Origin of the sequence: Streptomyces liliiviolaceus (genome assembly GCF_018070025.1) — a bacterium.
Taxonomy (GTDB): Bacteria; Actinomycetota; Actinomycetes; order Streptomycetales; family Streptomycetaceae; genus Streptomyces; species Streptomyces liliiviolaceus.
The window spans coordinates 37,722-51,665 of the sequence record NZ_JAGPYQ010000004.1; the positions used below are offsets into that span (position 1 = coordinate 37,722).

10 protein-coding genes and 1 pseudogene are annotated in these 13,944 nt (G+C 65.2%); 6 read left to right on the forward strand and 5 right to left on the reverse strand.

Annotated features, from left to right (window positions below; translation table 11 throughout):
- Positions 1–263: 263 nt before the first annotated feature.
- Together J8N05_RS47855 and J8N05_RS47860 are read left to right on the forward strand one after the other, a co-directional pair.
- Positions 264–566 (forward strand): annotated as a pseudogene (locus J8N05_RS47855) (GAF domain-containing protein); the annotation flags it as partial.
- A complete protein-coding gene (locus J8N05_RS47860) occupies positions 564–800 on the forward strand; it encodes an ANTAR domain-containing protein (RefSeq protein WP_247707057.1) in 237 nt (78 codons plus the stop codon). The pseudogene J8N05_RS47855 and the gene J8N05_RS47860, both read left to right, overlap by 3 nt.
- A gap of 106 nt (positions 801–906) precedes the next feature.
- Here J8N05_RS47860 and J8N05_RS46875 read toward each other — a convergent pair whose 3' ends face one another.
- Positions 907–1,290 carry an STAS domain-containing protein gene (locus tag J8N05_RS46875; protein ID WP_210894635.1) on the reverse strand — a complete coding sequence of 128 codons (384 nt, stop codon included), beginning with the start codon at positions 1,288–1,290 and terminating at the stop codon, positions 907–909.
- A gap of 98 nt (positions 1,291–1,388) precedes the next feature.
- On the opposite strand from J8N05_RS46875, the gene J8N05_RS46880 reads away from it, so the two are divergent.
- A complete protein-coding gene (locus tag J8N05_RS46880) occupies positions 1,389–1,529 on the forward strand; it encodes a hypothetical protein (RefSeq protein WP_210894637.1) in 141 nt (46 codons plus the stop codon).
- A 160-nt stretch (positions 1,530–1,689) separates the two neighbouring features.
- Here the strand turns inward: J8N05_RS46880 and J8N05_RS46885 are convergent, their stop codons facing one another.
- The 4 genes from J8N05_RS46885 to J8N05_RS46900 all read right to left on the reverse strand — a co-directional run bounded on the left by J8N05_RS46885 (position 1,690) and on the right by J8N05_RS46900 (position 10,272).
- On the reverse strand, positions 1,690–1,842 hold the full coding sequence (locus tag J8N05_RS46885) for a hypothetical protein (protein WP_210894638.1): 153 nt from the start codon (positions 1,840–1,842) through the stop codon (positions 1,690–1,692).
- 413 nt (positions 1,843–2,255) lie between these two features.
- Positions 2,256–2,864: an STAS domain-containing protein gene (locus J8N05_RS48045; RefSeq protein WP_308287152.1), complete on the reverse strand. Its 609-nt coding sequence runs from the start codon at positions 2,862–2,864 to the stop codon at positions 2,256–2,258.
- A gap of 2,082 nt (positions 2,865–4,946) precedes the next feature.
- A complete protein-coding gene (locus J8N05_RS46895; RefSeq protein ID WP_247707058.1) occupies positions 4,947–7,466 on the reverse strand; it encodes a DEAD/DEAH box helicase in 2,520 nt (839 codons plus the stop codon).
- Between the two features lie 1,882 nt (positions 7,467–9,348).
- Entirely contained in the window at positions 9,349–10,272 is a 924-nt protein-coding gene (locus tag J8N05_RS46900; RefSeq protein WP_210894645.1) for a DUF4238 domain-containing protein, read from the reverse strand.
- A gap of 227 nt (positions 10,273–10,499) precedes the next feature.
- On the opposite strand from J8N05_RS46900, the gene J8N05_RS46905 reads away from it, so the two are divergent.
- The 3 genes from J8N05_RS46905 to J8N05_RS46915 all read left to right on the forward strand — a co-directional run bounded on the left by J8N05_RS46905 (position 10,500) and on the right by J8N05_RS46915 (position 13,932).
- Entirely contained in the window at positions 10,500–12,263 is a 1,764-nt protein-coding gene (locus J8N05_RS46905; protein ID WP_210894647.1) for an Eco57I restriction-modification methylase domain-containing protein, read from the forward strand.
- Between the two features lies 1 nt (position 12,264).
- Entirely contained in the window at positions 12,265–13,359 is a 1,095-nt protein-coding gene (locus tag J8N05_RS46910) for a BsuBI/PstI family type II restriction endonuclease (RefSeq protein ID WP_210894649.1), read from the forward strand.
- A gap of 126 nt (positions 13,360–13,485) precedes the next feature.
- A complete protein-coding gene (locus tag J8N05_RS46915; protein WP_210894651.1) occupies positions 13,486–13,932 on the forward strand; it encodes a hypothetical protein in 447 nt (148 codons plus the stop codon).
- Positions 13,933–13,944: the final 12 nt, after the last annotated feature.

The following is a 13,944-nucleotide window of genomic DNA, read 5'->3' on the forward strand; positions in this document are numbered from 1 at the left end:
TGATCGCGCCGCGGACCAGAAGGAGATGATCAAAGACCCGTAGGTGAGGCCGACGAGGATGCCGGTGCTGGCGACCCCAGAGACGCTCAGCCTGGTGTCTAAGATTTGAAATCTGCTACTTGTGTACAAAACTTGGGCGTGCAGGCTTCCAAGAGCGGGAGAGGTGGGAGGGATGAGTCCGAAGCGGCGGAGGGCCTGGCGGACCGGACGGCTGCGCTGCCGGAGGTGCCGAAGGTCGGGATCGTGCTGAGGAGCAAGGAGTCCGCGCCGCTGCTAGTGGTTGTCTCCGAGGACAGCACCGATCTGCTCGACCTGCTGCACCGCCACCACACGCAGGGCCCTGGCTGGACTGCTTGTTCACAGGGCAGCCGGTTGTGGTGGCCGGCTGGGACGACATCGAGCGCCGCTGGCCCGCTGTGGCAGCAGATCTTCAGGCGCTGGGACATTCGCGCATCACCACGCTGCCCATGCGGCTGCGGGAGGAGACGATCGGTGGGCTGAGCCTCTTCCACGACCACCCGGTCCCCGCCCGTGACGCGTATCTGGCGCAGAGCCTGGCGAGCATGGCAGCCATCAGCCTGCTCCAGCAGCGGGCGATCGCGGACGGTATACCCCTCAACGGCCAGCTCCACCAGGCTCTGGAGAGCCACCACCGGATCCAGCAGGCGAAACAATCTATCACCGCACGCCTCTCCATCAGCCCCGAGGACGCCTTCAGGCTCCTGCGCGACGCAGCCCGCCACAGTCGGCAACGGGTTCGGCAGGGGCGGCGGCTCGGGGAGTCCTGGTGGGGCTGCTGACCGCCAGGGCCATGAAGATCAGCCGCGTTGGGCTTCGCGGGAAGTCGTCTGTCCGCGCGCACGCTGCGATGGCTGGGGTGCCTGTCCGCGCTGTCCGGCCTGCGGCTCATGTCTCCGGGTGCCGGCCCGGCGTGCTGTCACCGGCGGCTTCGGCCGCTTCCTTCAGCGTCGGGAAAACACGGAAGCGCTGCCTCGCGCCCGTCACCGTCAGCAGTTGCTCCAGTTGCCGGGGCAGTGGACCGGCCAGCCAGGGAAGGGCACGGCCCCGCCACAGCGGCATCAGCAGAGTATTGAACGCCTCGGAACCCAGGTACGTCACACCGGACAGGTCCACAACGACCCGCTTGCCGGAGCGCTCCGCCGACTGCACCGCCAGATCAAGCAACTCCACGTCCTCATCGGCATCCAGGTCACCCTCCAGCACCACCAGGGCAAGATGCGTCCACTCCGAGATCAGACGGACCGGGCTCTTTCCCGGGGGGCTCGACATACATCCTATTTTGCCCCTGCGGCGACCGTCACGCTGCAGTACGTCCTAGGAGGCTGCCTGACGCACCGGTATGTGTTTCCAGGAGCGGCCCTCTACCCGTGCGTGCCAACGTCACTGAGGGTCGCGCGTCGTTGGGAGCTGAGGCTGCCGGCCCGGCGCTGGGCGGTGTCGATGAACGCTCCGAGCTTGATCCCCTCGCCATCGACAAGCTCGACAAGTTTGCACGTCTGGCCCTTTGAGGGCACCGAGACCTCGGATGAGGAAAGCCGGGTGGGGTGAGGGCCCAACGCCATGACGGGAGTTGGACCCTCGGAGACTGCGCATCCGCTGTGAGGAATCGGGTGCGCGCTGCCTTGCCAACGACGTTGGCGCCTCGTGGGCACGCCTACCGGGCTTGTTTTATGCGTGGCCGTGGTGGCGTGTGCGCATCCTGGCGGCCGCGGCGGCGAGGTGGCTCTGCAGAGGTGTCGGCAGCGGCTTGCCCTGGACACTGGTGTGGAGGGCTTCGGCCACGTCGTACAGCTGGGTGGCGGAGTGTCGGAAGACGTCCACCAAGATTTCCTGTGCGTCGGAGCAGGAGCAGAGGACCATCAGCGCTCCGTGGGCCATGTCGATGACCGACCGTTTCGCGAGCGCGTCCCGCAGTTGGGTGCGCGTTTCATTGACTGGTGTCCGGGCCGGGCGGGCATTGGGTCGGCCTGCGTCATCGGGCAGGTGTGAGTTGTGGTGCGTGGCGCGGTATCGGGAGTCTGTTCTGCGGTGGGGTCAGGCCGGGAGCCGGGAGCCGGGGCGTGGAGCGGGACGCACTCATCGAACGTGCCCGGGCGTTCACCGGATGCGTTCTGCTGTTCTTGTGGATGCTCGGGTTGGTGGTCGCGTATCCGGTGGCGTAGGGGGAGGCGGGCTGTGCGTTCCGTCGGTGCAGAACGCAGAACCCATTGCCGTACACCGGCGGGGCGTGTGGATCAGGAGGGCCTGGTGGTCGTCTGTCCTGACCAGGCGTCATCGGGGCTGGAGTAGCGGGGGAAGGCGGCGGACAGGCTGCTGAAGGCGAGGAGGCGGCCGATGGCGGGCTGGTCGTAGACCAGGCGCAGTCCGTGGCCGGCCTGTGCGCAGCGTTTCTGTGCGGTGCACAGTGCGTGCAGCGGGGTGCAGTCCATGAAGGTCACCGCGGTGAGGTCGACGATGAGCCAGGCGTCCAGGGTGGTGCGGCAGGTTCCCCGCAGGAGTAGTGCGAAGGCATTGCGGCTGGCGAGGTCGAGTTCTCCGCGGGGACGTACCACGCGGCACTCTTCGCGGCGGACGGGCCAGGGGGCGGTGATGGGGTGACAGCTCCTTGTGTGGTGCGCCACGGGCGTGGCGGCCGGACTTTTGGGCGGGCTCTGCTGGCGTGGCGGCGGCCGCCACGGATGTGGCGGCCGCGTGCCCGGCCCGGCGCCGGTTCCCCCGAGCAGCGCCGGTGGGCACTCCCTCCGAGTGGCCGTGGCGTAGGCAGCCCGGCACTTTGATGCTCCGAGGGACGCGCCGGGCCTGCACCGCATCCGCGGGAGGAATGCGGGGCCCGGTGTCTGCATGCCACAGGCTCGCTCTGCTGCGGGCGAAAGGGCCTCTGTCTGTCAACGCCCGGCTGGCGCGGAGAGGCTGCCCTTCGAACATAAAGTAACCGGCCGAACACCGCAGCGGCCTTGACGTAACCGGTACGAAGAAAGACGTACCGGCATATGCCGATACCGGAGTGAGGAAGATGACTTCCGCGCGGGCGGGCCTGCCTCCAGCCGCCATACGGCTGACGTCGCATACTCGCCTGCACTGCAGGATGTGGCTGAAAGCCGGGCCGGAGCCGCACCGCCGACCGCACGGCCCCAGCCCTTCCGCTCTCCTGGCGCACCCGGCGAGGCAACTCCCGCTCCCCGCACCGCCAGGAGAGCATCGCGAGGACCGATCGGGGGGCCTCGGTCCTCGCGCCTCCGGCCGTCACCGCGTCAGCGCGGTGGCAGCCGCACAACAAATCTCCTACCACGGACGCGACTTGGTGGGCAATACGCCCTGTTGCGCTCCCGAATGTGAGGGACCCCAGAGGGGAAAGAACCCGGTGACGCGCAGGCGTGTGTGGACCGTGCGCTCCATCGGCGCAGAGCGCACGGCTTACTGCCGACTGTCCTCTCCCATGCGGTGCATACCTGGTCGAGGGGGATCAGCAGTTTCGGCATCCGGCCGGAGACGCCCCCGGCCCGATGCCGCCTCGCTCGGCCCATGACCGCCATCTCGGCAGAGGGCCACGCGAAGGGGTGTGCGTCCGGGGTCTGGGGACTTCGAGACCGCCGCCCACGGCAGGGGCGACTAGGTGCACGGCCACTCCGGCCGGCCCACGGTCTCCACGCGCCGAAAATTATGACCATCCGCAATCCGCGCCGCAACACCGCAAAACGCGGTACTTGGCCGACCACGCACCATCGACAACGGGTACACCACGAGGTACGGCAACGGGTACACCACGGGGTAGCACAGCAGGTATCCCCACCCGATTCCGCAAGCACGTATCGGCACAGCTCAGGACCCCTGGTCGGAGCAATCCGCTTGAACTGACATCCCCCTCAGCACACCTGCACCCCCTGCCCGGACGAAAGAAAAGAGAAGACGGAAAAGGGGCGGGGCGGGCAGCCGCGCCTCAGGGACCAGGCCGGCGCTCGCCGGTTGCGCGTCGGCCCGGCCTCCAACCCACACCACCACACCTTCGCCCTCAGCGCCTGCCTCTGCATCTGCGCCGGTCAGGACCAGTCCGGCTGCACGTCTATGCCTTCACCCACAACCGTCGTGCGCGTGCCTGCCGCCCGTTTCATTAGGGCGGGTCAACTCGTGACCATCACCAGTGCGGTGACCACGGTGAGGGCTGCCACGGCCACGAGGATCATCCGGGCCCCTTCCATCCGCCCTGGCCGTCTGCTGTCCCGTGCAGCCGGACGGCCATCCCGGCTGCCACTGTCACCAGCGCCCAGGAGCTCACGGCAGCCGCCGCAGTCAGCATGGTCATCGGCCAGCCAGTACGCATGCGTCAGTGAGGCGAAGACCGCCGGCGCCACGTGCTGCTGGTCTTCTGTCCTCATACCGATCCCAACGACCGGCACCACCCCCGGCAATGCTCCGTTCCGCCATCGTGATCACGTCGTCACCAGGGCTGCGGGCTACCACACCGCAATCGGCCCGGGGGCCCGCGGCACGGACGGACCAGACCGGGCGCAACCGATTCCGGAACCACCTCCAGCCTGCGTCCGCAGGAGACCGGCAGGTGTGACACCGGCCGTCACCGCCCCCTCGCCCTACAAGATCCACACCCCTTATGCCCTACCCGGCTCCGGGCCACTTCTGCCCGTCGACGTATCAGGCAGCCCTGCGACAGGCGTAGATGCCGCCTACGGCCGCATCCGGCCCGCACCCGGTACCGGAAAACACAGACAGGGACGGCCCCTCGCAGGAAAGGGGGCCGGTTCAGGGCCCCGGACCCCGGCTCCTGACCCTCCCCACCCCCTCCGGAGGGCCAGGAGCCGGGGGAGGAACGCTGCGCAACCGTGCCGGCTACTGCCTCAGCCGGCTGTGCGCGAGGGGCGCCCTGTACCCGCCACCTGACGGGTACAGGGCATTCAGCCGCACGGGATCATCTACCAGCGCATGCCCAACGCATCGAGTGCCGCCCGCCGCTCCGCGCTCAGCTTTCCGACCCGGCGGCGGGTGTTGTCCACGAACGCCCCGAGCTTGACCGGCTCGCCGTCCACGTCCTCAATGTGTTTGCGGGCCGGCCGTAGGTGGCCTTCGCGGGCGTGGAACTGCTGGGCAGCGGTGAGGTTGGTGTTCCACCGCTCATCCTGGGAGCGCCGTACCGGCACCACGACTTCGCCGTCCGTGGGTGGTTCGATGCCGAGCGTCTCCAGCAGGTACTGCTGCGCGGGCACCAGGCCGTCCCACCCGGCCCGCTGCGCGGTGATCCAGGCTCCGAGGTCTTCGCCCTGGACGACCAGCTCGCCCGCCCCGGCCGGGAAGCCGCCGCCGGCCTTCGCGTGGGCGAGGGCGAGTCGGTAGGCCCGCTGCCAGCCGACTTCCCACGCCATCGGGCACCACCCGGGGTCGATCTCCGCCAGTGCCTCCTGCCGGGCTTCTGAGAGCTCCCCGGCGTAGGAGACATGGGTTTCCCCGGCGGCGCGCCGTACGGCGTTCTCTGCCGCTTTCCTGGCCGCCGCACGCTGGTTCTTGGCCCACACTCCGATCGGCATGGAGCCGGCGCCGCCCCCAACTCGCTCGGCGCCGCTGCCCCATACGGCCCCGGTGGGCGGTAGGAAGTGCCCGTGTACGGCTGCGTAGGAGCGGGCGACCTCTAGTCCGGCCTCCCACGCGGACGCGTGTACAGACCAGACCATGCCGGCCTTCTCCAGCTCCGTGACGCGCGAAGCCTCCAGCGACCCGGCCACGTAGTACCGGCGCTGATCCGCCACCCATACCCCCAGCGGATGCGAACCGGCCGATCCCCACTCCTCTGGCGTGACGTACGTGTACGGCACCCGCAGCTCGCTGTTCCCGGTCTCGCGCAGCCACCGCGTGGCGGCCTCGATGCCGCGCAACCAGTACGCGCCTTCGGGGTCGATGACGCGCAGCTGCACGAACCGGGTGAGCGCGGCCGGGTCGCGTTCCTCGCTGAACCGCAGCATCGTCGCCGCCCGCTCCGACACCCGCCGCGTCTCCGGGCCGACGTCGTCCTGGCCGTCGTCCTCACCGTCCGACAGCTCGCCCTCGTCCTCGCCACGATCGTCGTCGGCAGCGGGCCGGCTGTTGCGCAGCCGGGGGTCCGCGAGCGCCTCGATCGTCTCCGCATCGTGCGCCCGCAGAGCAGCCAAGATCTTACTGAGATTGTCGTAAGCCGCCGAAGTGAGCAATTCATTCGGACTCTCATCCGGCCCGAGGAGAACCGGAACAATCAGCGTGGCAAGCTTTCCGTGATCCGGATTCAACCGCAGAGCACGACCAACCATCTGCACGATATCTACCATCGAACCGCGAGCATCCGAAAATAGCACGGAATCACATTCGGCAGTATCAACACCTTCACCCAAAATGCGAACTGAAGAAAGCACCCTCAATTCAGCACGCTTATTCTGATCTTTCCCCAGGAAATCGGAGGCGAACTCATTGAGCACGGCCTTGCGGTGCCCGGGAGCGTGCTCGCCGTACAGCCAGTCCGCCCACACCTGATCCGCAGGCGGGTAGGTATCGGGGTCGTCCTCGGCGAGCCGGGCCGCGACCGCCGGCACCGAGACCGCCATCGCCTCGGCCTCGGTGACCCGGCTGTGGAAGGACAACACGCGCCGGAACCGCTCCTTCGTCGCCGCGTGCATCAGCCCGCTCTGCACCGCCGCGAGCCGGGCCCCGCGCACGGCATCCGAACCAGTGGCCTCCGTAGCCAGCGCCGCGTACAGCTCGGGATCGCGGATGTCCAAGCACAGCACCTGATACGGGGCAACGATGCCCCGGCCGACCGCCTCCGAGAGCGTCAGCTTGTACGCCACCGGACCGAAGACGGGCGAGTCGTCCTCCATCGACGCCACCAACCGCGGCCGCTCGCCTTCGGCCTCCCACACCCTGGCGGTGGCCGTCATGTACAGCCGGCGCTCCGCAGGAAGCTGCGCCTGGTCGTGCACGGCCGCCCACGGCTTCATCCCATCCCCACTCACGCGATGCGCCTCGTCCACGACCATCAGGCTCCACACCCCCAAACCGGCGGCGTGCGCGCGCTGCAGGATGCCCAAGCCGACCGACGCGTACGTGGCGAAGACCGTGACGGTCTCCAGGCCAGCCATCCAGGTGACCAGCTCGTCCGGGTCGGTCGTGCACGGCAGTCCTTGGCTCTCCTCCGCCCGCAGCGAGCACACCCCGACCATCGCCCCCGGACGGCCCGCCCGGCGCCAAGCAGTGGCCATCTGCGTCAGCAGGTCCAGCGTCGGCACCAAAACCAGCACCCGCCGGGCAGAAAGCCGATGCGCCGACTCGGCACCGATCAGGGTTTTGCCGGAGCCGGTAGCGGCGATGACCTGCGTCCTCAATCCCTCCGGCGGCATACGGCCACCGGGCGGCACACCGAGAATACGGACGACATTATCGACTGCCTCAGCCTGGTGTGGACGCAATTCCATCTGAGTCACGAGACCTCGCATTCTCATTATTCGGGGAGGTGGTCTGTCCTTAACCCGGATTCCATCCAGGATCCAAAATGACGAATCCTTCGACTCTCACAGATCGGCGTCTTTTCGGACCCTTGCAGGAGGGGGAGGTACTGAGCCATCATCCCAGAAGCAAGCCGAGAACAGAAGTGACGCACTCAGTTTGTTCGGAAGTGGCCTGAACTTGTTCGACAGCGACCGGACCCGACGGGATGCGGTCCACCTCGACCCCCTACCTTGCAGCCAGCCGTCTTTTCTGTCGCGCGCGGAGCGCGTGGCAGTACCTGTACGGGACTGCGGAGCAGGCCTGTACAGGGTTAGGATCGGGCGAAGCCGGATCCGTCCCGGATCGCGGAGCGATTCCGGGCAGGCGGAACGGAGTCGTTACCGTCGCTTGCGACGGAGCATTCCACTCCGTGGAATGCGGCGGAACTCCGTCCCGCCCCCGGAATCGCTCCGCGATCCGGGACGGATCCGGCTTCGCCCGATCCTCACCCTGTACAGGCCTGCTCCGCAGCCCCGTACAGGTGCGCCCCGCGCTCCGCGCGCGACAGGAAGGGCGCAGCAGTAGGGGCGGCCCCCTCGCTGCGGTCGGCTTCAGTCGCGGATCATGCGTCATTTCTAGAGCCTGGATAAATTCTGGTATTAATACCTACCACAGATTCCGGACGCCAGGAAGGAAATTCACCCACGGAACAAGGATTCATAGCAACACGAAACCTCACCAAATTCTACCTTGGGTGCCCTCAGGGAAGGGTTTGCAATTTCACTCCATAAAGAAATCTATGGTATACTTATAACATAGGAGTAGCCCCCTACTGAAACAGAGGTGAAGCCTATGGATAACCCCACCGGGAGAGGAAGTGAAATGAGCAATGGGAATTGCAGAAACAATGTACGTTCTAGGTACAGTATATTACGCAATCTGCCTCTTTGAGAAGTTCTATCGCAGATGATAAAAGGGCCCTCGGCTACTAGTCGAGGGCCCTTTCCTATTCTTTCTAAAATTCTGCCAAGAAAATTTTCTAAGGCTCTCCCGCAGGGATGATCTGTCTCTCAGACACCCCCGAACGTGTGTATTGCATGCGGAGGTGGAACTTTAGAGGCTTGTAGCAGCGTTGCGGTGTACATGGACAATGCACTTCTCAGTACGGCTGCCGGTGCGGCTGGCGCCGTAATTCTTCTCTTCCTCGGTAGTTGGGAGACGGCCAGGCAGAACCGACGGGTGGAAGCACGTAAGGACGCAGCACAAGACCGGGCGACGCTTGAGGCTCAAGCTGACGAGCTCCTCTCGGCAGTGTTGGCGGTGAGGGGGGCGGGAAAGATCCATGACCACTTGTGGGGTGGCTGGCGAGCTAGAGCAGTAGTTCTACTACGTGCGGCTATCCGAGCCGGCGGTGCTTACGGGAAGTCCGTTCAGAGAGGTCTTCCAGGCGCCCTCGTCGGCTACGGAGCTGCTGTCGGTGAGGTCGTTCGCTGGGACCGGGACAGCGCGATGTCCGCGGCTCAGTTGGCGGGTCCGCTTGCACGGCTCGGGTCAGCTGTCGCGCCGTTTCTCCGCCGCCAGGAGCCGGGGTTGGCTGCGTCAGCGCAAGAGGTGCTGTCCGCTCTGGTGGACCACTACAGAGACGAGGAACGAACCACACGAGCTCTGGCAGCGTTTCACGAGGCTCTGCGAGGTGCGTTGCAACCACCGCCAGTTTCCGGGCGGGGATGGGCTGTGCGACGCGGCAGGAGAGGTCAAAGGGCCCGGTAGCCAGGTTGTGCCGCTGAGTCGGTTCCGCTTTCGGGCGCCAGAGTTTCGCAGGCGTCTCGCGTCGGCAGCTCGTACCGAAAGGGTTCTGATGAGACTGGCCTATGAAGCGCGGCCCCCGGGGGCGTAGTCCTGCAAGAAGGCGGGTGCGACGGTGCGCTGTCTCTTGAGGAGTTCTGGCAGGTTTTCGGCAAGTTGCGGGTGAGCTTTGGGCCATTCTGGGGAGTGCGCTACGAATTCTCTGCTGTTGAAGACGGTGAAGCGGTTGAAGTCTGCGACGCGGAGCCGGGCAGCGTCCTGCGGGTCGCGGGAGACTATTACTGCGAGGTGACTGCCGAGCGGCACGGTCAGGCGTTGGAAGTTCTGGAAGCCGATACCAACACCGTGGTCAAAGTAACCGCGGGGAATGTCTGGGGGCGGTGTACCGACAATGCCGGAGAAACATACTGGGTTGTCGCTGACGAGTAGTCCGCCGCTGCGAGGGCGATAGCTGGACCAGTACATTTCGCTGGACAGTAGCGTGGAAACGAGGTTGTTCCACTGATCCTTGTAGTGCGCGTCGTCGTCGTTTCGTAGGCGCCAGGGGTTGAGCACAGCGCTGTCGATCAGCATCATCATGCCGGTCTGGATCTCTTCGTCGGACAATCCGGTGTTTTCGACGTCGATTTTCTCGCTGACCAAGTGTCGTAGAAACCGGCTGCGCTGCCACTGCAAGGCCAGCAGCCACGCCAGAGCCTCACGGGCGTGTACGGGGACCGCACGCTCTCGGCTCTGGACTAGTTCTCTCACCGCAGTGGCTGCCGCGCCCTCGATGTTGCCCATGGCAGCTTCCATCGAGACGTGGTCCGGCTCCTGGCCGGGCCGGTATATCGAATGCCCGAGATTGCGGTGGCCTACATCGTTGACCGATGATTTGAAGCGCCGTTCGCTCATCACCTGGTGAATGACCAGTTTGCCCTTCGGTCCGGCGAAGTGTTGGAGCAGGAACTGAGGGACGAAGTGGTGCTTCTTGGCATGCGATGGCATGAGACGACCTTACTGGCGCTAATCCATGCACTCCACGGTGCAGCGCAGCTCCTGCCGGGTGTGAGCCAGAACCTGCCGGAGAGTTGTCGTGCCGGATTCTGGGGCCGATGCCCAGGTGGCCCTGGTGTTGGCCTCCCTGTCTCAGGGTCTAGGCTCCCCTAATGCAGAAATCCCATGATCCCGTTGGGTAGGGTGGGCGCGATTCCCAAACCGGAGGACACCTTCTGATGCCCGACCTGCTCGTCGTCGCGGCTCTTTCGGAGGCTCTTGAGAACGCCTCAGCCGCACGTCCTCTTGGCTCACGCGGCTCCCGCGGTGCGGTTGCAGACAGCGACCCCGCAGAGCTGACCCCTACAGCTACCGCTGTATTGGCTGCGATTCCGGCATGGTGGCGGGCACAGGCAACAGCGGCCGGCCTCACCGGCAGCTGGCTGGAGATCGAAACAGCTCTTCAGGCTGTCCCGCCGGTTGATGTTCCAAGTGATCCGCCGCTGGGTGACTCCTGGGGGGCGCTGACGCCGGAACAGGTGGGCGCTGCCTACGTGGAAGCTCTTTCGTCGGCGACACGTGCGCGGCACGGCCGGCATTACACGCCTCCCGAGCTCGCTTCGCACCTGTGGGGGTTGGCTCGTACATCGTTGGGTCTGCCTCCGGGTAAGCAAGTTCTTCCTGGTCTGGTGCGAGATCCGGCGTGCGGTGCGGGGGCCCTTCTTCTGCCGGTTCTGCGGGAGCACCTGCACGCTTCGTACGACGTCGACCCGGCACTGACCCTTGCGGGTCTCCCGAACCTGGTCCAGGGCGTTGATACCGACCCGGCCGCCGTGTGGGTTGCCAATGTCGTGCTGGCCGCGGAGATGCTTCCCACGCTCGCCCGTGTCCCTCAGAAGGTACGCAGGCCGCTGCCGGTCCTGGCTCAGGTGGGTGATGGCCTCGCGGACTCCGGGCACAAGGCCCGAGTCGTCGTGATGAATCCGCCCTACGGCCGCGTGCGGCTGTCCTCTGCCGAGCGGGACCGGTACGCGCACGTGCTGTACGGACACGCGAACATGTACAGCCTGTTCATGGCGTCCGCCGTCGCCTCGCTGGACAGTGAGGGCGTCCTGGCCGCGCTCGTCCCCACGAGCTTCACCAGCGGACGCTATTTCTCGAAACTGCGCACTTACCTAGGCCGTGAAGCCGGCATGAGTGCGGTCACCTTCGTTGAAGACCGCAGTGGGGTGTTCACCTCCGTTCTTCAAGAGACCTGCCTGGCCACTTTCGAGCGGCGCAGGCGTAAGAAGACGCGCATCAGCAGCCTCGGCAGCACCCAGACGTCGATCGCCAGCGTGAAGACCCAGCGGACTGGCGAGCCCTGGGTGCTGCCGCGCCGCTCGGACGATGCGCCCGTAGCTGCTGCCGCTTCCGCGATGACCGAGTCATTCGCCTCGTTCGGCTGGCACGCTTCAACCGGACCTCTCGTGTGGAATCGTCGCAGTGCTGACCTCTACCCGACGTGGGGTCCATCACGATCGCACGTCATCTGGGCAGCGGATCTTGACGGCGGTGTGCTGCACCGTGATCCGGCCCGTGACTCGATGCGCTACATGGCACTCACAGCGGCGTCTGATCCGAAGGTCATGGTTCTGGATAGACCGGCCATACTGGTGCAACGCACGACAGCTCCCGAGCAGTCACGACGGCTTGTTGCCGCGTTGCTGGACAATGACGCACTGAAAGCTCGCCATGGGCGGGTCACCGTTGAGAACCACGTCAATGTCCTCAGGCCCACCGCTGCGGACCCAGTCCTCACCAACGAGGCCATGACGCGCCTGCTGGCCACCAAGGCGCTGGACCGAGTGGTGCGCTGCATCTCAGGTTCCGTCGCGCTCAGCGCGTACGAGTTGGAGTCGATCCCGCTGCCGGACCCCGACGTAGTACGTAAGTGGAACGATCTTGAGGGCGGCGCGTTGGAAGCAGCAGTTGCCGCCGCCTACCGGCCGGAAGGCATGTGACTTGAGAAAGATCATCACGCCCGAAGAAGCAGAGCACCGACTGGAGTTTATTTTCCCGCGCGCTGCTTTCGATACGGTTCTTTCCTCTCCGTTGGCGGGCACAGCGGTTGCCGCTCTGATTTATGTCGATGCAGTGTGCAAGGCCGACGACGCTGCGGAAACGGCGCGGTGGGCACGCCCTTCGACCGTGGTATGGATTTCAGACGCGGCTCTGGAGCACCAGACGGACGGCGAGCGTCTTTCATGGCGAGTCGCCGCCCTCCAGAACAGCAAGCTCGTTGAACAGCTCCAAGAATCATGGGGCATCCCTTTCCAGCCGAAATATAGGGACAACACGCGCGAAACGCTCCGCGATGAGACGTTCAGGGCATGGCGCGAGCATCACGCGATCCGGAAGAGGCCCGGGATTGCGGTCAACAGCAGTAAACCCACCTGGGCGCTGCTAGACGATTTCGCAGACCTTTTTGACCCCGACATGACGGATGATCAGGTTAGGGAAGCGGCTCAGCAGTGGCGGGACCGGCATATGACCCCCGGTACCAAGCTCAAGGCTATGCGCGCTATCAAGGCGCAGGAAGCCAAACATGCTGTCATTGTTAAACTCCCTGACAATACCACCCGAACCCTTGAACCCGGAAAATCATCCCTCATAATTAAGGGCGTTATCGAGGAATGGGCTCCTGCGCGCATGGGAGAGCCTGTGGTGCTCGCAATCTCCGAGCCGGGAGATAAGGTCCACATCGGCGACAAGGGGACCTTGCAGAGCACGGGCATCAAAATCGACCCGAAAGACGTGCTCCCGGACGTACTGATGGCCGACGTGAACTCGGACCCTGTAACGTTTTGGATCATCGAAGCAGTGGCGTCTGACGGCGCTGTGACCGAGGGACGCCGCAAAGCACTCCTCGGATGGGCAGCACAACAGAACATCAAGGCCAGCCAGTGCTCATTTCTCAGCGCTTTCGAGTCACGCAACGCAGCCCCTGCCAAGAAGCGCCTCAAGGACCTCGCTGCCGGCACCTGGGCGTGGTTCGCTGACGAACCCGGCCATGAACTCTCCTGGTATCAGATGTTTCCAACCGCAGACGATGTCTGACATGCGCGGCCCAGGGCGAGATCACCAATTTTGAATTGGATCTTCGCAAGCATCCTTCACCGTGGCATGGGTCTGTCCTGTTCAGGTGACTGCGTCCAAGAGGTGGCGGCCGTAGGGTCGTCGACCATGGACGCAGTTGAGGTCGTTCAGATGGTCATGGGTGCTGTCGCGCTTGGCGTCGGAACCGGTGCAGCGTTGACGTTGTGGGTGCAGCATCGAGTAGCAAAGCTGAAGGATCCAGAGCGGGCTGAGACGCCGGCGAAGGCCGCCGTGACCAACTTTGATGAAGCGATGCGGACCTTGGAGCGGTCGGCAACAGCCATCGGTACTGCGCAAAAGTTCGCCAACGCCTTGAAATGGGATGAGTGGAACACCGAGAGCGCTCTTCGCTTCGTAGGTGCTCCCGATGAGGTAGGAGATGCCGCCGCCAGGTACGCCGAAGCGATTCATGCGTACATGCTCGTCAAGTACGAACGGCGTGCAGACGGAAACGTTGATTCCCTGACGAAGGCGACGGCGACAGTGCAAGAGGCGCGCCGAACATTCACGAAGATGGCTCAGGATTGGCTGTAGAAAATAAACCGA

Coding starts and splice junctions, on each gene's coding strand:
- J8N05_RS46895 (WP_247707058.1), bottom strand. CDS start 7,466: ATGGAATTGCGTCCACACCAGGCTGAGGCAGTCGATAATGTCGTCCGT.
- J8N05_RS48045 (WP_308287152.1), bottom strand. CDS start 2,864: ATGCAGACACCGGGCCCCGCATTCCTCCCGCGGATGCGGTGCAGGCCC.
- J8N05_RS46905 (WP_210894647.1), top strand. CDS start 10,500: ATGCCCGACCTGCTCGTCGTCGCGGCTCTTTCGGAGGCTCTTGAGAAC.
- J8N05_RS46915 (WP_210894651.1), top strand. CDS start 13,486: ATGGACGCAGTTGAGGTCGTTCAGATGGTCATGGGTGCTGTCGCGCTT.
- J8N05_RS46875 (WP_210894635.1), bottom strand. CDS start 1,290: ATGTCGAGCCCCCCGGGAAAGAGCCCGGTCCGTCTGATCTCGGAGTGG.
- J8N05_RS47860 (WP_247707057.1), top strand. CDS start 564: ATGGCAGCCATCAGCCTGCTCCAGCAGCGGGCGATCGCGGACGGTATA.
- J8N05_RS46900 (WP_210894645.1), bottom strand. CDS start 10,272: ATGCCATCGCATGCCAAGAAGCACCACTTCGTCCCTCAGTTCCTGCTC.